The following is a 22926-nucleotide window of genomic DNA, read 5'->3' as shown; positions in this document are numbered from 1 at the left end:
AACAATACCAAGATCGCCCCTACCGAAGAGTAACCACCATATCCACCTTCACCATAGCCACGCTTTGCTTCTCCCATGACATTTACCTCCTCATCATTCATCTACACAGTAATATATGAGATGCAGGCGAATGCTGATTGGGCGATATCATCATTTATGGTGAAGAGGGAAGGTGCCCAAGATCATCCATTAGATGCTGAAGGGTTAGCCAGTCCTGAACCGAGTTAATAAATTTATGAGCTGCGGGCGACAATTCGGACAAGGACAATGCAGCCATTCCGATCATGCGATAGGGCTTCTCTGCCAATGGAACAATTCGTACCGTATCCGGCAGATTCCCAAGTACCATCTCCGGCAGTATGCTGATGCCGAGTCCGTGCTGAACCATCCCTATTATGGCTTGCTCTTCAGCAACCTCAAACCGGATGCTAAGCTTTACCTTATGAGTCCGAATCATGGATTCGATCTCATCATCTCCGCCCCATTTCGGCATAATGAAAGGCTCCTCTCGCAGCTGATCCAGATGAAGGGAGGATTCTAATGCCAGAGCATGTCCATCCGGCAGGATACATACCAAGCGATCCTTCTTCAGCGGGATTGTATCAAAAATAGACCTGCCCTGCAGCGACAAAAATCCAAAATCAACCGCTCCTGAAGCAATCCACCCCTTGATTTCACCGTAATCTCCTTCCTTGAGCTTAATATGAATAGCGGGATATTCATGCTGGAAGGATTTGATAACACCAGGAAGCCACTGTGAGGACACACTCGTGAATGTTCCGATTCGGACTGTACCTGTTTGAATGCCGCTCAGTAACTGGATTTCTTGATGCATCATTTCGTTCCACTTCAATATTTCTCTCATATAGGGCAGAATTCGCTCTCCGTTTGCGGTGAGCTGAATACCCGCTTTGGAGCGAATAAGTAATGCAAATCCACAGCCTGCTTCTAAGCTTGAAATGGCATGACTAACTGCAGATTGAGTGAGATTCAAAGCTTCGGCAGCTTTGGTCAAGCTTTGGAGTTCGACTACGGTTGTGAAAATCTCGTATTTTGCCAGAGACATTTGTCATCTTCCTTTTACATGAAATAAATTCATAATATCAATTATAAACATTCATTTTTCTTGTGAAAAGACTTGATATATACTGAATCTTGCTGTTTGAGTTCGGTAATCCACTTATACATACAAGCAAGAAATTGAAGGGAAGAACGATAGTGAAAGTAGAACGTAAGGCAGATCTGCAGATGCTGCTTGTAACCCTGTTGTGGGGTTCCTCTTATTTATTTATGAAGGAAGGTTTGACATCGATTCAAGAGCTGAATATGATTGCCCTTCGCTTCGGTTTGGCCTTTATTCTTATGGGCATTATTTTCTACAGAACATGGTCCAAAATGACTTTTCGTACACTGCGGCAGGGTTTTGTCTTAGGGGCAGTCCTGTTTGTTTCCTTTGTATTTATTACTTATGGAGTCAAACAAACAACCACTTCGCAGGCCGGATTTCTAATCAGTTTATCTGTGGTATTTGTACCGATTCTCGTATCGATGGTTCAAAAACGCTGGCCTGAGGCGAAGATTGTATGCAGTATTTTGTTAGCCATAGCGGGTATCGGGCTTCTTACGCTTGAGAACAGCATGCAGCTCAAAACAGGTGATCTGTTATGTATTATGGGAGCCTTGAGCTATGCATTGTATATCCTTCTATCAGGGCGTATGGTTCAGCAAGGGGATGGCAAGGCACTCAGCATACTGCAGCTCGGTTTTGCCGGAGGACTCGCTCTACTGTTCAGTATCCTGTTTGAGGAACCGAAGCTTCCGGCTTCAGGAGGAGCCTGGATATCCATTCTGGGACTGGCTGTATTATGCAGTGCAGTCGCCTACACCCTGCAGATCATGGCGCAGAAGCATATTTCCTCTACGCGTGCCGGACTTATTTTTTCCCTGGAGCCTGTATTTGCTGCCGGATTTGCCTATGCAATATATGGAGAACAGCTAAGCTTGAATGGTTATATGGGCGCAGCACTCATCTTGGGAGGCGTTATTCTTACCGAGGTCAAGTGGAATAAGCTGCTTCACTTCAAAAAAAGAAACCCATCTCAACGGTTCGGGATATAATAGAGGCTTCGCAGCAATCTTTGTACAAAGTTAGCTATAGGAATCAAAAATTCGAGTGGGTAGGTTGAGCATTGGGTCTAACCTTGAATCAAGGCGTTTTCAATAGAGAAAACGTCTTTTTAGTATGTCAGATAATCAATTAAACATTATAACGTTATATTTACCTGCTGCTAAATCTGTGTTAAGGTACAAGTGAAAAGCGGAAGAACATGGAGATGGAGGAGGTTGTAATGCATACCCGAGTACTTCGTTCAGTGAGGACTGTTCATTCGGAGGAGAGGTTTGATCTGGTGATCAGGCAGGGACACATCGCTGCTATAGAGACAGCAGAATCCGCTGCAGGTGATGAGATTATAGATTGTTCAGGTCACTATGTATCGAGCGGGTGGATTGATATGCATGTCCATGCCATGGACAGCTACCAGCCTTATGGTGATGATGCTGACAAGATCGGTGTGAGCCAGGGTGTTACCACAATTATTGATGCTGGAAGCTGTGGTGCAGATCATTTAGAGGAGCTGTATCGACGCAGCAGGACAGCAAAGACGCGAGTGCTGGCCTTCTTAAATATCTCACGAATTGGGCTGGGCTTAAGGCAGGATGAGCTGAGCAGAGCAGAGTGGATAGACCGGCAATTAGCTGTGGAGACCATAGCCAGATACCGTAATTTTATCGTCGGACTCAAGGCGAGAATCAGCAGAAGTGTAGTCAAGGAAGAAGGGATAAGTCCATTGAAGGCAGCCCTTCATATATCAGAGCAAGTCAAATTACCGCTTATGGTTCATATAGGTTCCGGTCCTCCCGGCATTCATGAAGTGCTGAACAGCCTGAGAGCACGAGATATTGTCACTCATTATCTGCATGGGAAGGCCAATAACATTTTGGACGACAAAAATGAGCTCATACCTGAGCTGAACGCGGCGATCCGTCGCGGCGTGCATTTGGATGTCGGACATGGAACGGCCAGCTTCTCCTTTCGTGTTGCTGAGACTGCCAAAGGTAGAGGAATTCATCCAGATACCATCAGTTCAGACATTTACAGAGGCAATCGTGTGAAGGGTCCGGTGTACAGCCTGGCCGATGTAATGACCAAATTTATGGTCATCGGATACTCTCTTGACGAGGTTATAGATCGGGTGACAAAGCGGGCTGCAGACTGGCTTGGACGGCCGGAGCTGGGACGAATTCAGGTAGGGGATGAAGCGAATCTCACTTTATTTGAAGTGGTGCCTGAGTCAAGAACAATGACCGATTCAAATGGAGATACACGTCTGGCCAAGTCAATTATTCAATCGAGAGGAGCAATCATAGGTGAATACTTCTATTCTTCATAAATACGGTTTAAAAAGAGTGATTAATGCAAGCGGCAGAATGAGCGTTCTGGGTGTATCCGCACCGACGGACTCTGTTATGGAAGCAATGAAGCAAGGTGGACAGCAGTACGTTGAAATCAGTGATCTAACGAACAAGGCAGGAGAGCATATTGCAAGCCTGCTCGGTGCAGAGGCGGCTGCTATCGTCAATTCAGCTTCAAGCGGCATTGCGCTGTCCGTAGCAGCTATGGTTACGCAGGGGAATCGAAGACTAAGTCTCAAGCTCCATCAAGAGACGATCAGTAAAAATGAAATCGTGATGCTGAAGGGTCACAACGTTCAATACGGAGCTCCTGTAGAGACGATGATCTATTTGGGCGGAGGCAAGCTGGTTGAGGCGGGATATGCAAACGAAGGCAAGCAGGAGCATCTGGAGGATGCGATTACAGAGCGAACGGCGGCAATACTCTATGTGAAATCACACCACAGTGTTCAGAAGAATATGATCTCTGCTGCGGAAGCATGGGAAGTAGCAAGAGAGCATCAGGTCCCTCTTATAATAGATGCGGCAGCGGAGGAGGATCTGAAGAGCTATATATCCATTTCTGACCTCGTAATTTATAGCGGCTCCAAAGCAATTGAAGGCCCTACTTCCGGTATCGTGGCGGGTAGAAGTAAATATATTGAATGGCTTAAAGTGCAGCTCCATGGCATTGGCAGAAGCATGAAAGTTGGTAAGGAAGCCTCGTTCGGGCTGCTGCAGGCGCTGGATGAATATGGGGTCAAGCAGGATCGAAGCGAAGAAGAGAAACAATCCTTGATGGAGCTTGCCGCATTATCTGAACTCGCTGGCATCGATATGAGCATCGTACAGGATGAGGCTGGAAGGCTTATTTATCGGGGACGAATCAAGGTAAATGCAGAAGAAGCCGGAATCAATGCCTTACAAGTGGCAGAGAAGCTCCGTACAGGAGATATTGCCATCTACACCCGTGATTACGGTGTGAAGCAGGGATATTTCGATATTGATCCACGGTCACTTAAGGCAGACGATATAAAAGTTATATTTGATCGAATTACGGAAATCATTAAGGGAGGCTGAATAGAAATGAGCAAAATGGCGGAGCGATTATATAAAGGCCGTGCAGCACTAAACGTCCTGGCCGGAAGTGTAAGCAATGCAAAGGACATTTTTGAAGCGGCGGAAGGTTATGTGCTGATCGGCGTATTATCCAAGAATTATTCAGATGCAGTGTCAGCTGCAGAAGCCATGCAGAGCTATGGCGAGGGTTGTGCGGATGCCATCTCGATCGGACTAGGGGCAGGAGATCCAAGACAGTCAGAGGTCGTGAGTAGTATTGCAGTTCATTATGCAGGCTCCCATATTAATCAGGTGTTTACCGGTGTTGGAGCGACGCGTGCCAATCTAAACGGTAAGGAGAGCTGGATCAACAGCCTGGTGTCCCCATGCGGCAAGCCCGGATTCGTGAATCTATCTACCGGACCAGCCAGTTCTATGCTGACCCAAAAAGCCATCGTGCCCGTTGAGGCTGCGATTGCTCTCGTGGCCGATATGGGAGGAAACGCGCTGAAGTATTTTCCGATGAACGGGCTGGAGACAAAAGAAGAATACCTAGAGGTCGCTAAGGCCTGTGCCAGGGCGAACTTTGCTCTCGAACCAACCGGAGGCATCGACAAGGACAATTTCAGAGATATCCTACGGCTTGCTCTAGATGCAGGAGTACCGCAAGTGATACCGCATGTTTATTCCTCCATTATTGATAAGGAAACGGGTCTAACTAACATCCAAGACGTACTTGAATTGACACAGATTCTGAAGTGCGAGGTGGATGCCCATGAAGGCACATAAGCGGATTACTGCATTTGGAGAAGTGATGATGCGGCTCGCCGTCCCGAATTACGAGACATTGTCACAATCCAGGTCTCTGACTTATGCTTTTACAGGAACAGGAGTTAACATCGCTGCAGCTATGGCCCGCTTAGGGCATGAAGCATCCATAGTTACCACCGTCCCTGACAATTCGCTTGGAGATGCGGCTGCGGCTTCACTTCGGGCCTTAGATCTAAATACACGCTTTGTACGTGCAGAGGGCAGCATCCTCGGAAGCTACTATCTTGAAACCGGTTATGGCATGAGACCAACGAGAGTTACGTATGGAAGCCGGAAGAACAGCAGCTTTAACAGCACGGCCAAAGAGGCATATAACACGATGCTGATCGCTGAAAATACAGATTACTTGCATTTATGCGGTATTGGCCTGGCTATGAATGCGAATGTACGATATCAAATGAAGTCACTTGCAGAACAGGTCAAATCGGCAGGCGGAAGTGTGGTGTTTGACTGTAATTACAGGAGCACACTGTGGGAGGAAGAAGAACGCAGGCATGCCAAATCGTATTACGAGGAAATGCTGTGTCTTGCAGATATAGTAATGATGAATGAGCGGGATGCCATTTCACTGCTAGGTTATCAGTCCAGCTTTGAAGGACGTACTGAGCAGCTTCAGGAGCTTATTCCTATGATCGCGTCCAAATATGCAATAAAAATGATAGCAGGAACGCAGCGGGAGGTTGGTCCAGACCATCATCATATGATTACCGGATATATGTATAAGGATGGTATGATGAAGATTGGAAGACCCATGAACGCTGTTGTTCTGGACCGGGTTGGTGCAGGTGATGCTTACACGGCAGGTATTATACACAGCAATATTAATGGCTATGATGCTGAATATGCGGTTCAGTTCGCTACAGCTGCTTCCATTCTGGCTCATACCGTGCCGGGTGATACTGCAGCTTTATCCGAGCAGGATATCGTAAGAGCAATGCATGAGCTTGCACCAGATATTGAAAGGTAGTGATACTTGTGTCCTTATCAAGAAAGAAAGGACCGCTCTATTTGCAGCTGAAAAAGATCATCCGAGATCGAATTGTGCATGGTCAATATCCGGTTGGTACATTGATCCCTTCTGAGCCCCAGCTGGAGCAGGAATTTGCGGTAAGCAAAATGACCGTGAGAAATGCAATTAAGGAGCTGCAGCAGGAAGGGTACGTGATGAAGCAGAGCGGTGTAGGGACAACGGTTCAACGAAACAGCGTTGCGCCTCAATTATCGAAGGGCAAGCAGTTTACCGAGATCTTGGTTGAGCAAGGGGAAACGATATATAAACGGCTGGTTGGCAAGAATATGGAGCAGAATAGTCCGGGCAGCGAAGCTTATACGCTGTTTGGGGATCGCTGCTTGTGCCTGGAGCGCTTGTACCTGTTAAATGACCAGCCCTTTATCTACTATGAGCATAGATTGCCGCTTGGTCTTGCCGAGGCAGAGGACTGGAGTGTTGGAGATGAATTTTCCTTATACGAATGGTTAGAGGATCATAATCTGGTAGCTGAACAGTACCGTGATCAGTTCACGGTAGCGCCTTTATCTGCCCGCATCGCCAGTGAATTGGGCATGTCTGAAGGAGATGTTGTTCTCAGACGACAACGTTTTGCTTATACGGAAGATGGTCGTGCTGTTGAGTGGAGTACCGGATATTACAACACGATGTTAAGTCCCTATATCGTGAATTATCAACTCTAACATGGCATTTTTCCTCCGGATTATGATAAGATGACCTATATCTTTACACTAGAAAACAGGTGAAAAAATGCGGAACAAAGTTACAATGCAGCAAATCGCTGATGCAGCAGGCGTTTCCAAGTTTGCCGTGTCCAGAGCGTTGACTGGAAAGAGCGGAGTAAGCGAGACGACGCGGGAAATGATTATTCGCACTGCTGGACAGCTTGGTTATTTCAAGAATACCGCGGGACTTGGCAAGCCAGCGAATGGTGAATCACCCAAAGAACAATATATAACCGATCACCGTAAAGGAACCGGAACGATCGTTGTGCTTTTTCCTAACATCCGATACCAGAACATGGATTCACTCTATTGGGGACCTGTATTTGAAGGCATTTCAGCGCGGTTAAATGAGATGGGTCATGACATCTTGACGCTGACCGAGCCTTCTTCAGAGAAGATATTTTCTTTATTGAATCCTGATGCAATACAAGGGATTATTACGGTGGGAACCGTGTCTGTCTCGTTGCTGCTGGAATTCCAAAGACTTCAAATTCCTGTAGTGATGGTCGATCATATTGAGCCGGTATTTCACTGTGATACGATATTCAGCGATAATATTACTCTGATGCGGGAAATGATGAATGGCCTCATCGGCAAAGGCTATCGGAAGTTTCAATTTGTTGGGAATATTAAGGAAGCACCTAGCTTTATGGACCGGTGGACTGCCTATCGTATGGCGCTGGACGAGCATGGAATTAAATGTCCTCAGAAGGAGTCTCTGCTCGGATATCTGGATGATATAGACATGATACACTCCATCCATGAGATCCCGCCGGAGGAATTACCAGAAGTGTTTGTCTGTGTAAATGATATTACAGCACGTTTTGTCATTGAGGAGTTACATAAATTAGGACGATCTGTACCGGATAGCTGTGCGGTAACGGGTTTCGATAATGTGGAAACAGATCAGCCGATACTGGCAACCGTCGATGTAAACAAAGCTCTTCTTGGCAAGAGAGCGGTAGATCAGTTGATATGGAGGCTGTCTCATCCTGAATCCCCATATGAGAGACTATTGATACAGGCTGATCTGATCCATAGAGACCATTATGCATTAACAAAATAGGATGATCTTTGGCATATCCCTGCTTTAACCGTTTTTGGTTGAGAGAGATATGCTTTTTTTGATAGATTTTTATCTGGATTAAGATTTTGTTATGATTTGTTATGATATAGGAATAACATTTAATGTTTGGTTTAGGTCGATATTATGCTAATATAGAGCAGAAGTAGATACTGCAGACGGAAGCATAGGTGATAGCATGCGTAAAAAGGTTACCATTCAGCAAATTGCCAACCAGGCAGGTGTATCCAAATTCTCGGTTTCACGTACTTTAGCTGGCAAACCAGGTGTCAGCGAGCGGACACGTGAGTTAATCGTACATGTGGCAGAACAGCTTGGTTATTACAATCACATGCCAATCTCTGTTTCCGACAGTTCCGCAGCTAGATCAGGAGACGCTGGCCAGATTAACAAAGAATCAAGGAACCGGGGCACGATTCTCGTTCTTTTTCCAAATGTTAGATTTCAGAATTATGACTCAGCCTACTGGGGACCCATACTGGAGGGAGTAACAACCCAGCTTAATGAATATGGACTCGACATCCTGACGGTAACCGAGCCGTCACATGATCATTTATTCTCTCTCCTTAATCCAGAGGCGATTAGAGGTACAATAACGGTGGGGGCGGTCTCGTCCGCAAGCTTATTTGAACTGCACAAGCTGGAAATTCCGGTTGTCATGATTGATCATATGGATGCGTCGTTAGGCTGTGATATGATCTTCACGGATAATCAGACAAGTATGCGAGAATTGATGCAGCTCCTTGTAACAAAGGGATTTAGAAGCTATCAGTTTGTAGGCAACAAGACAGAGGCTTACAGCTTTTTTGAACGCTGGACCGTATTTCGACTTGTGTTGGAACAATATGGTATTGCATGTAATCAGAATGAGAAGCTCCTCAAGGGAACTTTCGAGGATATAGGGCAGGCTTTAACAGACATGCAGGGTACACTGCCTGAGGTGTTCGTGTGTATGAATGATGCAACTGCGCTGGATCTGATTGAACAGCTCAGCAGGCATGGGATTAAGACTCCGGAGGAGTGCTTGGTTACGGGATTTGATCATATCAATGATCTTCATAGCATTGCTGTAACCGTGCATGTGAATAAAAAAATGCTTGGCATGCGAGCTGTAGATCAAATGCTGTGGCGAATTGCCAATCCGGAGGCGCCGATGGAGAAGAAGCAGCTGGCAGCAGAATTGGTTATACGGAATCAGCTGAGCATTCCGGCAAGAGGAGCCGCAGATGCAGCTGTCAGCAATAACTAGCCCCGAAAAGATGCTAAATCCTGAAATGAATTGATAAATAAGCTGTACTGATGGGTCTGCCATTAGGACGGCTTTTTTTACTTCTTCAACGAGTGCCCCTCGATTGGTAATAGCAGAGAAGCAAATCATATATCCAACATATTCAGCATAAAATATAAAACAATACCCTAAATAAAATAACATATAAATAACAAAAGTTGAATTAAACAAAAAAGTGTTTGACTGATTTTACCATGAGATGTTATTGTTGTTTTGTAAATTGATTGCATTAACATAACGGGTGGTGGTCATTTACAGCATGAAACAGCAGACACGTCAGACAGCGCATGCAGACAGCAAACTTGATGAATTTAAAGGGGAGGGTATTTTTCAATGAGAAAAATGAAAGCGCTTTTAAGTTTGTTGATGGTGTTCACGTTCATCTTTTTGGCAGCGTGTTCTGGAGGGGGGGCAGACACACCAGCTGCTGCTCCAGAGACGACTCCTGAAACGAATACGGAAGCTTCTGGCGGTAATGATACAGAACCAGCTGCCGAAACGGATACTGAAAATACGGAAGAAGCAGTTGCCGAAGACGTGCCCGATTTAGGCGGACGGGTCATCAAGCTCTCAGCCTGGTGGGATCTCACACCGACAGATACAGATGCACAAGGCAAGGCTTTGGTTGAACAGCTGAAGAAGACAGAAGAGAAATACAACGTCAAGTTCGAATTCGTTAATATACCTTATGAAGAATACATGGAAAAATTCACAGCCTCCGTATTGGCGGGAGAGCCTCTCGCTGATATCACCTACCTCGAATACAAAGCAGCACTTCCTGCCATTCAGAAAGGCCAGCTTCACAAAATCTCGGAATTTACAACACCAGAATCCAGCATTAACACGGATCAGCGCTTAGCGAATGCCGGGCCAGCATTACTTGGAGAGCAATACGGTTTCTACGGCGGCATGCCGAGTAACGGCGGCGTAGGAATTCACTACAACAGAGATTTATTCGAAGAACTTGGACTCCCTGATCTTCAAGAATTATACGACAAAGGCGAATGGACCTGGGATAAGATGCTTGAGATCGCCAAGCAGGCCACAAAGGACACAAACAATGATGGAAAAATGGACACTTGGGGCTTCTCCGGCTGGTCCGCTCAGGTCGGACGCAATCTGATCGTGGCAAATGGCGGTAATACAGTGCTCGATCCAGCAGGAGACGAGACGAAGGCAACTGAAGGTCTCACCGACCCTCGTACGATTGAAGCGATAGAATATCTGGCGTCACTGTACAACAATAACGTGGTCAAAGTGAAATCGGGAGACAAGACACTGTGGGAAGAAACAGACACTTTCAAGGACGGCGATATTGCGATGTTCCACGCTGCACAATGGCAAATCGGCGATATTAATTTTGAAATTGGTGTTGTTCCATATCCGATCGGACCTCAAGGTAATCCTGAAGTCACCTATGGAGATACGGCTCTGAATGCTTACTTCATCCCGAAAGGTGTGAAGGATCCGGCACTTGTATATCAGATCTTCGAGGAATTGTACGATGTTCCACAGCTGGAGGAGTATCCTTCCCAGAACTACTTAGAAAGCCTCTACTCCTACGAAGATGACATCCGCATTATAAGAGAAAACATTACAGGCACTGGCTTGGTATCGCTTGACGAGGCTTATCCAGAGTATCCGTATTACAGCTTCGTTGCTGATGTTCTTGTTGAGAACGCTTCCGTGGCTTCGGCTGCGGAGAAATATAAGCAGCAGGCTCAGGCATCAATCGATAAGCTCGAAGCACAAAATAAATAATTGGTTTTATCCATTGAAGCTGGAGAGGGGCAGGGTTTTATGATACACAATGCCCTGTCCCTCTCTTTATTAAGTTTACTATAAAGGAAATGAATTATGCTGCCTATGGTAGTAGGGAGGCGTGCGAATTGAATCCGCTGATGCGTGTGCAAACATGGTTAAAAGTGATACTGGTATTTGCGGTCGGCTCCACTGTGATGTTCTCTGCTTCAGGCATAGGAACTGTCGCTGCCGATGAGAATGCTTCGATGCTTCAATCTACGGAGCAAGCCCCCCTGTTGTCACAAGATCTGATTCTGACCAAAGATGAATCTTACAGCGAATATATTAAAAAGTATGAGCAGGCATCTTACCCTGACCAATCCATCATATTGGATGCAGCGAAGGTAAGCTCTCTTGAGGGGGAGGGCTCAGAAATCGTTTCAAATGCAGAGGGAGCCTCAGGACAATCGATAAAAACAGGGGAAGACAGCACTTTGGAATGGACATTTAAGGTCGAAACAGCTGGCCTATACTATATTTCATCCACTTATTATCCAATCGAAGGCAAGAGCTCAGCCATCGAACGAAGTCTGCTCATTGATGGGGAGCTTCCATTTCGTGAGGCGGCTTTCATTCAAATGGACCGGGTATGGGACAATCTGAAGCCCGAGATAGAACAGGATAATCGAGGCAATGATCTTCGTCCTCAGCAGCATGAGACACCGGATTGGCAAACGACGATGCTTAAGGATTCTAACGGTTACTATGAGGAGCCCTTTGCATTTTATTTCAGTCAAGGGACACATACCTTATCGTTAATTGCGCAACGTGAGCCGGTGATCATCAAGGAGCTTACGCTTCACAAGTATGAGGAGCCGGCCGCGTATGAACAATATGCAGGCTTGAAGACATCTGAAGGAGTGGATTCACCAGCAGGAGTACTCATTGAGCTGCAGGCAGAGGACGCCACAGCGAAATCTTCCCCAACCCTATATCCGCTGATGGATCGATCCAGCCCGGCTACCTATCCATACAGTCCGAAGCTGTCAAAAGTGAACACGATCGGCGGGTATAACTGGCGGATCCCAGGTCAGTGGATTGAATGGGAGGTCGAGGTGCCGAAGGAAGGATTGTATAAACTCGCCTTTAACACCAAGCAGAATTTTGTAAGAGGGATCTATTCAACGAGAAAGCTGACAATTAATGGTGAAATTCCTTTCGAAGAAATGAGCAGAATTCCTTTTCGATACGAGAATGGCTACGAAATGCGAATCATGGAAGATGAATTCAAAGAGCCGTATTTGTATCATTTGAAGGCTGGCACGAACACCATTCGTATGGAGGTCACACTAGGCGAGTTTGCACCGCTTATACGCGAGGTAGAGGATAGCCTTATCGAACTGAACTCCATGTACCGCAAAATTTTGATGATCACAGGTACGGCCCCTGATGAAGTGCGGGATTACCGAGTCGATGAACGGATTCCTGATCTGCTCGAAGTGTTCAGCAGGGAGAGCGAACGATTGAAGCAAGTCGGAGCACAGCTAAGAGTGTTGTCTCCAGGCAGCGGAGATCAGGACGCATTATTAAAAACGATGTCATTGCAGCTTGATGAAATGGTCGATGATCCGGATACGATTCCTAGACGACTACAGGCCTACAAGACCAATACTGGCGGTCTCGGTACATGGCTCCAGCAAATAAGAGAGCAGCCGCTTGAGATCGATTCTATCTACATAGCTTCATCAGATCAAACGATTTCTAATAAGGGAAGCAGCTGGTTCGCGGAAATGTGGCATGAAATTGTAACCTTCTTCTATTCCTTCTTCATTGATTATGATTCCATCGGGAGTGTAGCGAGCGAATCAGAGGAGGGGCGAACGGTCACGGTATGGATCGGAAGTGGCCGAGACCAGGCGAATACGATCAAATCCATGATTGATGAGACATTCACTCCAGAGACAGGAATTCAGGTTAATCTGAAGCTGGTTCCAATGGGCTCCTTGCTGCCTGCCACCTTATCCGGTCAAGGCCCGGATGTCGCCATGCAAATGGGAAATGACATACCTGTCAACTATGCGATGCGTAATGCAGCTGCAGATATATCTGTATTTTCGGATTATGACGAGGTGGCTGCAAGATTCCGTGACAGTGCTCTAGTTCCATACACGTATGAGGATGGCGTATATGCGCTTCCTGAAACACAGACGTTCAACATGCTGTTTTATCGTAAGGATGTATTGAATGAGTTGGGACTCGAAGTACCTCAGACGTGGGATGAAGTATGGAGTCTTCTCTCTGTGCTGGATAAGAACCATATGGATTTTGGCCTGCCGCTGGTCGTGCAGCCAAGCTATCCCGGAGAGAACGTACCTCCGAACTCCGTATATTCGATGCTGCTCTTCCAGACGGAAGGAGAATTCTATCGGGATGGAGGCAAGGAATCGGACCTCGATTCCCAGATCGGCATTGATGCCTTTAAGCAATGGACGGAGTTCTATACGGATTACAAGCTGGAACGAGAATATGACTTTGCGAACCGTTTTCGGACAGGAGAAATGCCGATTGGCATTGCGGATTACACGACCTATAACCAATTGACCGTCTTTGCGCCAGAAATTCGCGGTATGTGGGGATTTACCGTAATTCCGGGAACGGAGCTGGAGAATGGATCTATTAATCGTTCTGTAGCCAGCGGAGGAAGCGGTGTACTTATGCTGGAAGGTGCCGAAGATAAAGAAGCGGCTTGGGAGTATATGAAATGGTGGACCAGCGAGGAGACACAGGTCAAATTTGGGCGTGAGATGGAAGGCTTAATGGGCGCGGCTGCCAGATATCCGACAGCGAATATTAATGCACTTGAGAAGCTGCCATGGCCAGTTGAGGATTTTGATCAGCTGCAGGCCGGATTCGAATGGGTAGAGGGTATTCCGGAAGTGCCGGGCGGTTACTTTACAGGACGACATCTCATTAATGCTTTTTATCGTACGGTAGATGGACAGATTGAACCGCGCGAAGCGCTGATGGATTACGTTCAATATATTCAGGATGAAATTCGTGCCAAGCGCAGTGAATTTGGTCTGACGGAATAGAGGGGGGATACAAGTGTATGTCCAATATTCAGATTGAAAACAAGACTCGCACAGTCCCTCCACAGGGCGAACGGGCGCCTCGAGACAGCAAACTTGGCAGAGTAATCAAGGAAATAAAAGTAAAGAAGCACTTATATATACTGATGGCACCCTATATGATTTTGTTCCTGATGTTCACTGTATTGCCAGTTGTTCTCTCCATTATTATCAGCTTTACGTACTTCAACATGCTCGAAATGCCAAAGTTTGTAGGATGGCAGAATTATACTCGGCTGTTCCTTGAAGATGATATTTTCTTGATTGCCTTAAAGAACACACTACTATTTGCTGCCATTACAGGACCAGTCAGTTATTTTGCATGCTTTATCTTCGCCTGGATCATCAATGAGCTGAGTCCCAAATGGCGGGCCTTCATGACCCTGATCTTCTATGCTCCTTCCATCTCAGGGAATGTCTTCTTCATATGGCTGCTCATCTTCTCCGGGGACCGTTATGGGATCATTAACGGATTGCTCATTGAGATTGGAATACTGCTCGAGCCTATTCAATGGCTCAAAACCGAAGCCTATGTGCTGCCAATCATTATCCTGGTTCAGCTGTGGCTTAGTCTTGGGACGGGATTCCTAGCTTTTATTGCGGGTCTTCAAACCGTTGACAAGACGCTGTATGAGGCAGGCGCTGTTGATGGGATTAAGAATCGATGGCAGGAGCTGTGGTATATTACCCTGCCTTCAATGAAGCCCCAGCTGATGTTCGGTGCCGTTATTCAGATTACAACTTCCCTTGCCGTATCCGATGTGTCCATTCAGCTAGCGGGATTCCCAAGCGTCAATTATGCAGCAGAGACGATTGTGACGCATTTGATGGATTTTGGCACGATCCGCTTCGAGATGGGATTTGCATCGGCAATTGCAACGGTATTGTTCATTATCATGATTGGCTCCAACATCATTGTCCAAAAATTATTGCGTAGAGTAGGTGAATAAAGATGATGAATATACCCTATCGCCTATTCCGGAGAAAAAGAGTTAAGAGAGTCAATCGCTCCTTTCTGGGAAGCTTGTCGTTGTTTCTTGTCTTGGGAGTTGTAGGTGCCTTCATGGTGCTGCCGCTGGTGTATGCCATAAATGCCGCCTTCAAGCCATTGGATGAGATCTTTATTTTTCCGCCGACGTTGTTTGTCAAAAATCCAACGATGGATAATTTTGCAGATCTGATCAACTTGCTGGGTGCTTCATGGGTGCCGTTCACAAGGTACATTTTTAACACGGTATTTATTACCGGGATGGGGATCGTGGGTCACGTTCTGCTGGCTTCTGCTGCTGCTTACCCGCTTGCCAAGCATCAATTTCCTGGAAACAAAATCATGTTCCAGATGATCGTACTGTCGTTGATGTTCACCCCTGCAGTTACGGCCATCCCAACCTATATGATCATGTCCTGGCTGGGGTGGGTGGATACGTACTGGGCTGTCATCATTCCGGCCTTTTCTTATCCGCTCGGACTGTATCTGATGAAGCAGTTCATGGAGCAGATTCCGGACGCACTGATCGAAGCCGCGAAGATGGATGGGGCGAGTGAGTATCGAATCTTCTGGTCGGTTGTTATGCCGAATGTGAAGCCGGCTTGGCTCACACTTATTATTCTGCTGTTTCAGATCCTGTGGGGGACCGACGGTAATGGATTTATCTATAGTGAGAACCTGAAGACGCTGACCTCTGCGACAACGAATATTATTCAAGGGGGAATAGCGAGAGCTGGTGTTGGTGCAGCTGTTGCACTCATTATGATGAGTGTTCCGATTACGATCTTTGTCTTTTCTCAGAGCCGTATCATTGAAACTATGGCAACTTCCGGAATGAAGGAATAGGAGGGATAAGAACTTGCATGCTTATAAACGAAGGTTGAAGCGATATTGCATTGCCTTAATATCAGCAGCGCTGCTCTGTTCCGCTCCTTCAGCGGTAGCGGCCAAGGCTCCATACGAAAGCTATACCTATAATTATTATGAAGAAGCTGTACCGGCTCCCGATGCATTTCTGCCGGACAGAAGCATATCGGGAGTTGATCTCGGCATTGGAGGCTTCGTATCTCCGCAGGACATCTTTGTAAGCAGTGAAGGCAAGATCTATATTGCGGATACAGGGAATCATCGCATTGTCGTTCTAAATAAGGATTGGACAGTAGATCGAATCTTCTCCGATTACAGCATGGACGGAGCGGAGCAGACCTTTAATATGCCTACTGGCATCACGGTGAATAAAGCAGGAGACCTATATATTGCAGATACGGAGAACAAGCGAATCGTTATTTTGTCCCCAGAAGGAGAATGGATCAAAACGATTGAGAACCCACAGTCCGAGGTGCTCGGAGCCAGCTTCTCCTTCGTTCCGTTAAAGCTGGCGGTGGATGATGCCGGACGGGTATTTGTCACATCCCGGGGAGCATACGAGGGGATTCTGCAGTTTGATGAGTCGGGTGAATTCATTGGTTACGTCGGAACAATACAGGTACGCCGCAATTTTGTTGACTATTTATGGCGTCTCATCGCTACCGATGCACAGAAGAATCAGATGGCATTATACATTCCGACAGAATTCTCCAATATTGATATGGGGGAGAAAGGTTTCGTATATGCAACGAATATTGATCCTGGCTCGAGCACCCCGATTAAGCGTCTGAATCCTTCAGGTGAGGATGTGCTCAAAAGGTATGGGTATTTTGATGTGAAAGGAGATATCCGATATCGGTCCATAGGAGTCAATGGAGGACCCTCCAAATTAGTAGATATCAAATATCAGGGAAACGGCATGTATAGTGTGCTGGATTCACTCAGAGGGCGTATCTTCACATATGACCATGAAGGCAATTTGCTATATATTTACGGCGGAATAGGAACACAGGTCGGAACCTTTAGTACACCAGTCGCTATAGAGAAGCTGGGGAATCAGCATATTGTCCTCGACCAAGGCAAAGAAACCATCACACTCTTCTCTCCGACCAGCTATGGAAGTGCCATTAACGATGCTGTCACCGCGCATTACAACGGGGATGATGAGGCTTCAGTAGCCAAGTGGAGAGAAGTGCTGAGATTGAACGCGAATTATGATATCGCTTACATCGGAATCGGAAAATCTCTCTTATATGCGAAGGAAAATAAGGAAGCGATGGAGCATTTTAAGCTGGGAATGGATCGTAAAAATTACTCGGTTGCCTTTAAGAGGTACCGAAAGGAAGTGCTGCAGGAGCATTTCGGTACGATATTAACGATCGGCACAACAGCCGTCATCGTGTTTGCCGGATACAGATGGTCGAAATCCTGGCGTAAAAGGAGGAAAGAGCAGCATGAAGCAGGATTTTATTAAGTTTCCTCTCCATCTCATCATCCATCCGTTTGAAGGGTATTGGGATCTTAAATATGAGGGGAAAGGAAAACTGAGAGTTGCGATTACCATTCTATTTCTTCTATTTATAACGATGGTTATACAGCGTCAATTTGCCGGGTTTCTGGTTAACTTCAACGATCCTAGAACATTAAACAGCCTGGCTGAGCTCCAGTACGTCGTGTTTCCTTTTATCCTGTGGTGTGTATCTAATTGGTCCATTACGACACTTATGGAAGGGGAGGGGAAGTTTCGTGAAATAGTTAACGCCACCGCTTATGCACTCATCCCGATGATCCTGGTGTACTTGCCCATGACTTTGATCAGCCGATTTATGACGCAGGAGGAGACCGCATTTTATTATTTGCTGAATACCGTAGCGGCCATCTGGTTCATCTACCTGCTGTTTGTGGGCATCATGACAGTACATCAATACACAGCAACGAAGACGATTGTAACGATTCTGCTGACCATCGTCGTTATGGCGATTATCGTATTTCTGGGCACGCTGGTGATGAGTCTGATCCAACAGATCATTGAATTTGTAACCAACATTTACCGTGAGCTCATATTCCGATCTTAAGGAGGCGTAAGTCTGGTGTCATCTCGTAAATGGAAATATACAGCTGTGCTGGCTTGCGCGCTCGTGCTGGTCAGTATTCTCTGCTTTATCGTGCTAAGTGGAAAATTATCCGGGGTAAATCCTGAGTCATATGTGTCAGCATCCGCTGATTCAGGAGCAGAACCATTCACACCGCTTCAGGATTCGACAGAGGGTGTAGCTGGAATGGCTCTTGCAGCCAAGAATGACAGCTTAAGCTTGTACATTAATGAAGATACGACAGTGATTGCAGTGAAGGATCATCGGTCAGGAGAGATCTGGTACAGTAACCCGCCGGAGATGGAAGAGGATAGTATTGCTACTGCCTTTGAAAAAGAATCCATCGCCTCCCAGGTCTCGGTCTCATTTCGCAATACACTGGGCGTTCTAGATACGTATACGAATTACAAGTACAGCATTTCCAATGGACAGTTCGAATTACAAGGCATTAAGGATGGTGTACGTATTGAATATACCCTTGGGGATGCAGAGCTTGGGATCGATGCGCTTCCCAAATTTATTAGTAAACAAAGGCTGCAGGAAAAAGTGCTGAGCAAACTGGATGAGGTGACCGCAAGCTATGTGGAGACCCGCTATCTGGTGCAGGATGCTAATCCTGAGGTCGTGGAAAGGGCGGATACGCAGGTCGAGCGGCCACTCGTGCTCCGCAAGATGCTGGCAGCCTTCGAGCAGGCAGGATATACGCCAGAAGATTTAGCTTACGACAATGAAGAGAACGGGATTGGTGGACCCGGAGGGTCCGCGGATAAACCGAAGTTTCTCATTCCTGTGGAATACCGTCTGGAAGGGGATGCCCTCATGGTAACCGTTCCGCTCTCCCAGCTGGAGGAAAGTGAAGGGCATCAAATTCAAACCTTGGATTTGCTCTCCTACTTCGGGGCTGCAATCTCTGGTCAGGATGGCTATATGCTTGTGCCTGATGGCTCAGGCAGCCTTATCCATTTTGATAACGGTAAAGTAAAAGAGCCGCAGTATGTTCAGCCCGTCTATGGACAGGATCCGAATGATAACAGCAGAACGAGAGCTCAAATTGCTGAACCCGCCCGCTTACCGGTGTTTGGCTTGAAATCAGGTGATCATGCATTCATCGCGGTCATTGAGGAAGGGGAAGGAAATGCCAGCATCGCTGCCGATATCAGCGGTAAACAAAATTCCTTCAATCACGTGTTCAGCCGATATGCTGTGCGGGGAGATGATGAGCTGGAGCTGTACACAGGAAGTAAGGTTCAAGAAATCCAGCTGCTGTCAAGCGAAAAATATAATGGTGATATTCGTGTGAAATACAGCTTTTTGTCAGGTGACGGTGCAAGCTACTCTGGAATGGCTCAAGCTTATCAAACAATGCTTGTAGAACAAGGTGTTCTTCAGCCTCTATCCGATCAAGAGGACATCCCATTCTATGTCGATATTGTGGGAGCGATTGATAAACAGCAATCCTTTCTGGGTGTACCTTATAATGCAACCGTACCGATGACCACTTTCAAAGAGGCACAGGGCATTGCTGCAGAATTGCAGGCACAGAGCATCTCCAATATTCAAATGCAGTACTTGGGATGGTTCGGAGCGGGGCTTGAGCACGAGCTTCCTGTCAAATTGAACACCTCTGAGTTAGGCAAAGACCGGGAGCTGAATGCACTGCAGGAGCAGCTGAATCGTACAGGGGGAGAGCTGTATCCTGACGTAGCCTTTCAACAGGTCTATGACAATGGCAAAGGTTTTCGATCGTCTAGTGACGCTTCCCGCTTTATAACCAAAGAAGCAGCAGAGCTCTCACCGTATGACAGATCGCTTAATCGAATGTCCCTACTGCAGGATGAATATTATCTGCTGTCTCCTGCCAAGCTTCCGGATGTAACCGCTCAATTTATGGAGCAGTACCGCAAGAAGGAATTGTCGGCTCTTGCGCTTCGCGATTTGGGAAGTACACTGCATTCTGACTATCGTAACAACAGCTTAATCTTCCGAAATACGGCGAGAGCGATCGTAGAAGAGCAAATCGGCCTGCTGGCAGAAGAATATCCGAATTTGATGATCAGCGGAGGGAACGCCTATGCATTGCAATATGCTCAGCATCTTGTCAACATACCGGAATCCTCCAGCAGATTTAACCTGACAGATGAATCGGTGCCTTTCTATCAGATGGTCATTCACGGGTATATCGATTATGCAGGAGATCCGGTCAATCTTACGGCCGCAGCCAATATGAGGCACCAGCTTCTGTACAGCCTGGAGCTTGGCTCCGCTCCGCATTTTCTATGGACAGCGAACACTTCTTCAGAGCTGAAATACACCCGGTATGATTATATGTACTCAGCCGAGTATTCCAACTGGATCGATGATGCCGTATCTATGTACGACGAAGTGAATCAGGTGCTGGGTCCGCTCCGGACCGAGAAGATGCAGGATCGGATTGTTCATCAGCCTGGTGTCGTTGAGGTGAAATACAGTAACGGAGCTTCCATATTGATTAATTATAATTCGGAGACTGTGGTGGCTCGCGGAGTCAGAATTCCAGCACAGGACTATGTAATAGGCGGTGACCCATCATGAGAACACGCCGTATAACCTTGTCTCAGAAGAGATCACTTCTTGGCATCATTTTCATTTCGCCCTGGCTGCTTGGCTTTATCTTTCTATTTCTTACACCTATGATCCAGTCCATTCGGTTCAGTCTTAGTGAGCTGACGGTAGTTTCTCAAGGCTATGAGCTGGCGTATGTTGGCTGGAGCAACTTCAAAGAAGCGCTGCTCATCGATGCAAACTACAACCGTATTCTGACAGAATCTGTATTGCAAATGATCGTTAATGTTCCGCTTATTCTGTTTTTCAGCCTGTTTTCGGCAGTGCTGCTTAATCAAAAGTTTAGAGGAAGAGGACTGGCGAGAGCGATCTTCTTCCTACCCGTGATCCTGGCATCTGGTGCAGTCGCATCTGCAGAAGCTTCAGGACTAATTAACCTAATCGGTAATGCAACCGTGGCGGAAGAAACGGCCGGAGCCTCTTCTCAGTTTAATACACTGTCCATGGTCCAATTGTTGAATGAGGCGGGGTTACCCCTTGTTATCACCGAGTACATTGTGGATGCCGTAATGCGAATTTACGATATTATTCGCAGCTCGGGGGTACAGATCCTTATCTTCCTTGCAGCCCTGCAATCTGTCCCTAGCTCAATGTATGAAGTAGCCAAGATTGAAGGCGCAACAGGCTATGAATCCTTCTGGAAGATTACGTTTCCGATGGTCAGTCCCTTGATTCTGACGAATGTCATCTATACGGTGATCGATTCCTTTACAACAAGTCCAATTACTCAAACGATCTACACGACCGCATTTCAGACGCAGAATTTCGGGCTGAGCGCGTCGATGTCATGGATCTACACGGTCGTAGTCGGCCTATTGCTCTTCTTCATTGGGTTCTTTATATCGAAGCGCGTTCATTACAATTAATCCGTCTTGTTAGGTGGTGAGGTATTCATGCAGGAAATCAAAAGAATCGGACGCAGCGAAGCGGTCGTATTTCGAATGCAGCGCACGAAAAACAAAGTGATGAACGTGCTCTGGGACATCTTTCGTTATTTGCTCATAATCGGCATTTCCTTTGTCATCCTCTATCCCATCATGATGAAGGTATCTACAGCTTTTAAAGATAAAGTAGATATATATAATCCGACAATCTATATGATACCGGTGAACTTTACACTGGATAATATTAAGCTTGCAGCTGAGGTAATGAACTATTTCCCTCTGCTTGGGAGCACGATGGTTTATGTTGTCGTTATCATGCTGCTGACGACATTATCCACGGCTCTCGCCGGTTACGGCTTTGCCAGATTTGAATTCCCGGGGAGTAAAATATTGTTTGGTGCGGTGATTCTGACCATCCTGGTACCTTCCAGTACACTGATGGTACCGATGTACCTCCATTTTAGAAACTTTGATATCTTAGGCATGATTACTTTGTTAACAGGTAAAGAAGGAGTCAATCTCTTAAATACGTACTGGCCCTCTATGATCACAGCGGCTACTGCGACCGGACTAAAGGCGGGGTTGTTTATCTATATTTTCCGCCAGTTCTTTAAGGGTCTGCCGAAGGAGATCGAGGAGGCGGCCCTGATTGATGGAGCAGGCGGAATCAAGACCTTTATCCGAATCATGCTCCCAAACGCCATTCCTCCGATGATTACTGTCATGCTGTTCTCATTTGTGTGGACGTACAATGATACCTTCTATCCATCCTTGTTCATGAGCGACAGCAGTCTGATGTCTTTGAAGGTTGCTTCGCTTCCTTCGCAGGTTAATCTGATTATTCCTCAGCTGATGGGATTGTCGGGTACAGACATTAAGGCGGATCCAAACCATGTAGCAATGATTGTGGATACAGGGATCCTGCTGGCGATTGCCCCACTGATCATTTTGTACCTATTCGTACAGCGCTACTTTGTCGAAAGTGTGGAGCGTACGGGTGTAGTTGGTTAAGATCGTTAAGCGTTAGAACAACCCACTTATGCCGCGCATGTAATATTTCAGTCACAACTCTATATGTTGGAAACCCGAACTTATCTGATGTTTTGTTTTGTTATCTAAAATATATATTGTTAGGATAACAAAATGATTGAAGTGTTGTCGATTCCATGAGAC

Annotated in this window: 18 protein-coding genes; 17 read left to right on the top strand and 1 reads right to left on the bottom strand. The window is 46.4% G+C overall.

Annotation, left to right across the window (positions count from 1 at the left end; translation table 11 throughout):
* Positions 1–154 precede the first annotated feature (154 nt).
* Entirely contained in the window at positions 155–1066 is a 912-nt protein-coding gene (locus BK126_RS01830) for a LysR family transcriptional regulator (RefSeq protein WP_076311028.1), read from the bottom strand.
* Between the two features lie 152 nt (positions 1067–1218).
* Between BK126_RS01830 and BK126_RS01825 the strand changes: the two genes are divergently transcribed.
* From BK126_RS01825 to BK126_RS01745, 17 genes are all read left to right on the top strand, one after another.
* The gene (locus BK126_RS01825; RefSeq protein ID WP_076311027.1) at positions 1219–2118 is read left to right on the top strand and encodes a DMT family transporter; all 900 of its coding nucleotides are present in this window, start codon (positions 1219–1221) and stop codon (positions 2116–2118) included.
* Between the two features lie 230 nt (positions 2119–2348).
* The gene (locus tag BK126_RS01820; protein WP_076311026.1) at positions 2349–3452 is read left to right on the top strand and encodes an amidohydrolase/deacetylase family metallohydrolase; all 1104 of its coding nucleotides are present in this window, start codon (positions 2349–2351) and stop codon (positions 3450–3452) included.
* A complete protein-coding gene (locus BK126_RS01815) occupies positions 3430–4533 on the top strand; it encodes a DgaE family pyridoxal phosphate-dependent ammonia lyase (protein ID WP_445321896.1) in 1104 nt (367 codons plus the stop codon). Before BK126_RS01820 ends, BK126_RS01815 begins: the two co-directional genes overlap by 23 nt.
* Positions 4534–4539: 6 nt before the next feature.
* The gene (gene dagF, locus BK126_RS01810; protein WP_076311025.1) at positions 4540–5301 is read left to right on the top strand and encodes a 2-dehydro-3-deoxy-phosphogluconate aldolase; all 762 of its coding nucleotides are present in this window, start codon (positions 4540–4542) and stop codon (positions 5299–5301) included.
* Positions 5288–6310, top strand: coding sequence for a sugar kinase (locus tag BK126_RS01805; protein ID WP_076311024.1), 1023 nt, complete (start codon positions 5288–5290; stop codon positions 6308–6310). The genes dagF and BK126_RS01805 overlap by 14 nt, the downstream gene beginning before the upstream one ends.
* Positions 6311–6318: 8 nt before the next feature.
* A complete protein-coding gene (locus BK126_RS01800) occupies positions 6319–7035 on the top strand; it encodes a GntR family transcriptional regulator (protein WP_076311023.1) in 717 nt (238 codons plus the stop codon).
* A gap of 67 nt (positions 7036–7102) precedes the next feature.
* The gene (locus BK126_RS01795) at positions 7103–8143 is read left to right on the top strand and encodes a LacI family DNA-binding transcriptional regulator (protein WP_076311022.1); all 1041 of its coding nucleotides are present in this window, start codon (positions 7103–7105) and stop codon (positions 8141–8143) included.
* Positions 8144–8339: 196 nt separating this feature from the next.
* Complete coding sequence (locus BK126_RS01790) at positions 8340–9410, top strand: LacI family DNA-binding transcriptional regulator (RefSeq protein WP_076311021.1); 1071 nt, start codon at positions 8340–8342, stop codon at positions 9408–9410.
* A 372-nt stretch (positions 9411–9782) separates the two neighbouring features.
* Positions 9783–11210 carry an ABC transporter substrate-binding protein gene (locus BK126_RS01785; RefSeq protein WP_076311020.1) on the top strand — a complete coding sequence of 476 codons (1428 nt, stop codon included), beginning with the start codon at positions 9783–9785 and terminating at the stop codon, positions 11208–11210.
* A gap of 140 nt (positions 11211–11350) precedes the next feature.
* Positions 11351–14284 carry an extracellular solute-binding protein gene (locus tag BK126_RS01780; RefSeq protein WP_076312498.1) on the top strand — a complete coding sequence of 978 codons (2934 nt, stop codon included), beginning with the start codon at positions 11351–11353 and terminating at the stop codon, positions 14282–14284.
* A 17-nt stretch (positions 14285–14301) separates the two neighbouring features.
* Complete coding sequence (locus tag BK126_RS01775) at positions 14302–15270, top strand: carbohydrate ABC transporter permease (protein ID WP_076311019.1); 969 nt, start codon at positions 14302–14304, stop codon at positions 15268–15270.
* Between the two features lie 5 nt (positions 15271–15275).
* Positions 15276–16154: a carbohydrate ABC transporter permease gene (locus tag BK126_RS01770; protein ID WP_076312497.1), complete on the top strand. Its 879-nt coding sequence runs from the start codon at positions 15276–15278 to the stop codon at positions 16152–16154.
* Positions 16155–16167: 13 nt separating this feature from the next.
* Complete coding sequence (locus BK126_RS01765; RefSeq protein ID WP_143757651.1) at positions 16168–17649, top strand: NHL repeat-containing protein; 1482 nt, start codon at positions 16168–16170, stop codon at positions 17647–17649.
* Positions 17630–18250 carry a Yip1 family protein gene (locus BK126_RS01760; protein WP_076311018.1) on the top strand — a complete coding sequence of 207 codons (621 nt, stop codon included), beginning with the start codon at positions 17630–17632 and terminating at the stop codon, positions 18248–18250. Before BK126_RS01765 ends, BK126_RS01760 begins: the two co-directional genes overlap by 20 nt.
* A gap of 15 nt (positions 18251–18265) precedes the next feature.
* Positions 18266–20839, top strand: a complete 2574-nt coding sequence (locus BK126_RS01755) for a DUF5696 domain-containing protein (RefSeq protein WP_076311017.1) — start codon at positions 18266–18268, stop codon at positions 20837–20839.
* Positions 20836–21735, top strand: coding sequence for a carbohydrate ABC transporter permease (locus tag BK126_RS01750; RefSeq protein ID WP_076311016.1), 900 nt, complete (start codon positions 20836–20838; stop codon positions 21733–21735). Before BK126_RS01755 ends, BK126_RS01750 begins: the two co-directional genes overlap by 4 nt.
* A 27-nt stretch (positions 21736–21762) precedes the next feature.
* Positions 21763–22764: a carbohydrate ABC transporter permease gene (locus tag BK126_RS01745; RefSeq protein WP_076311015.1), complete on the top strand. Its 1002-nt coding sequence runs from the start codon at positions 21763–21765 to the stop codon at positions 22762–22764.
* The last annotated feature ends 162 nt before the right edge of the window (positions 22765–22926 follow it).

It is taken from the genome of Paenibacillus sp. FSL H7-0326, assembly GCF_001955535.1.
Taxonomy (GTDB): Bacteria; Bacillota; Bacilli; order Paenibacillales; family Paenibacillaceae; genus Paenibacillus; species Paenibacillus shunpengii.
The sequence above is the reverse complement of the archived record's forward strand: the minus strand, read 5'-3'. Positions and strand labels throughout refer to the sequence as shown.

Excerpts from the sequence above, each read along its gene's own strand:
- BK126_RS01770 (WP_076312497.1), top strand. The coding sequence starts at position 15,276 with ATGAATATACCCTATCGCCTATTCCGGAGAAAAAGAGTTAAGAGAGTC.
- BK126_RS01785 (WP_076311020.1), top strand. The coding sequence starts at position 9,783 with ATGAGAAAAATGAAAGCGCTTTTAAGTTTGTTGATGGTGTTCACGTTC.
- BK126_RS01780 (WP_076312498.1), top strand. The coding sequence starts at position 11,351 with ATGCGTGTGCAAACATGGTTAAAAGTGATACTGGTATTTGCGGTCGGC.
- BK126_RS01745 (WP_076311015.1), top strand. The coding sequence starts at position 21,763 with ATGCAGGAAATCAAAAGAATCGGACGCAGCGAAGCGGTCGTATTTCGA.
- dagF (WP_076311025.1), top strand. The coding sequence starts at position 4,540 with ATGAGCAAAATGGCGGAGCGATTATATAAAGGCCGTGCAGCACTAAAC.
- BK126_RS01760 (WP_076311018.1), top strand. The coding sequence starts at position 17,630 with ATGAAGCAGGATTTTATTAAGTTTCCTCTCCATCTCATCATCCATCCG.
- BK126_RS01750 (WP_076311016.1), top strand. The coding sequence starts at position 20,836 with ATGAGAACACGCCGTATAACCTTGTCTCAGAAGAGATCACTTCTTGGC.
- BK126_RS01830 (WP_076311028.1), bottom strand. The coding sequence starts at position 1,066 with ATGTCTCTGGCAAAATACGAGATTTTCACAACCGTAGTCGAACTCCAA.
- BK126_RS01795 (WP_076311022.1), top strand. The coding sequence starts at position 7,103 with ATGCGGAACAAAGTTACAATGCAGCAAATCGCTGATGCAGCAGGCGTT.
- BK126_RS01805 (WP_076311024.1), top strand. The coding sequence starts at position 5,288 with ATGAAGGCACATAAGCGGATTACTGCATTTGGAGAAGTGATGATGCGG.
- BK126_RS01775 (WP_076311019.1), top strand. The coding sequence starts at position 14,302 with ATGTCCAATATTCAGATTGAAAACAAGACTCGCACAGTCCCTCCACAG.
- BK126_RS01820 (WP_076311026.1), top strand. The coding sequence starts at position 2,349 with ATGCATACCCGAGTACTTCGTTCAGTGAGGACTGTTCATTCGGAGGAG.
- BK126_RS01790 (WP_076311021.1), top strand. The coding sequence starts at position 8,340 with ATGCGTAAAAAGGTTACCATTCAGCAAATTGCCAACCAGGCAGGTGTA.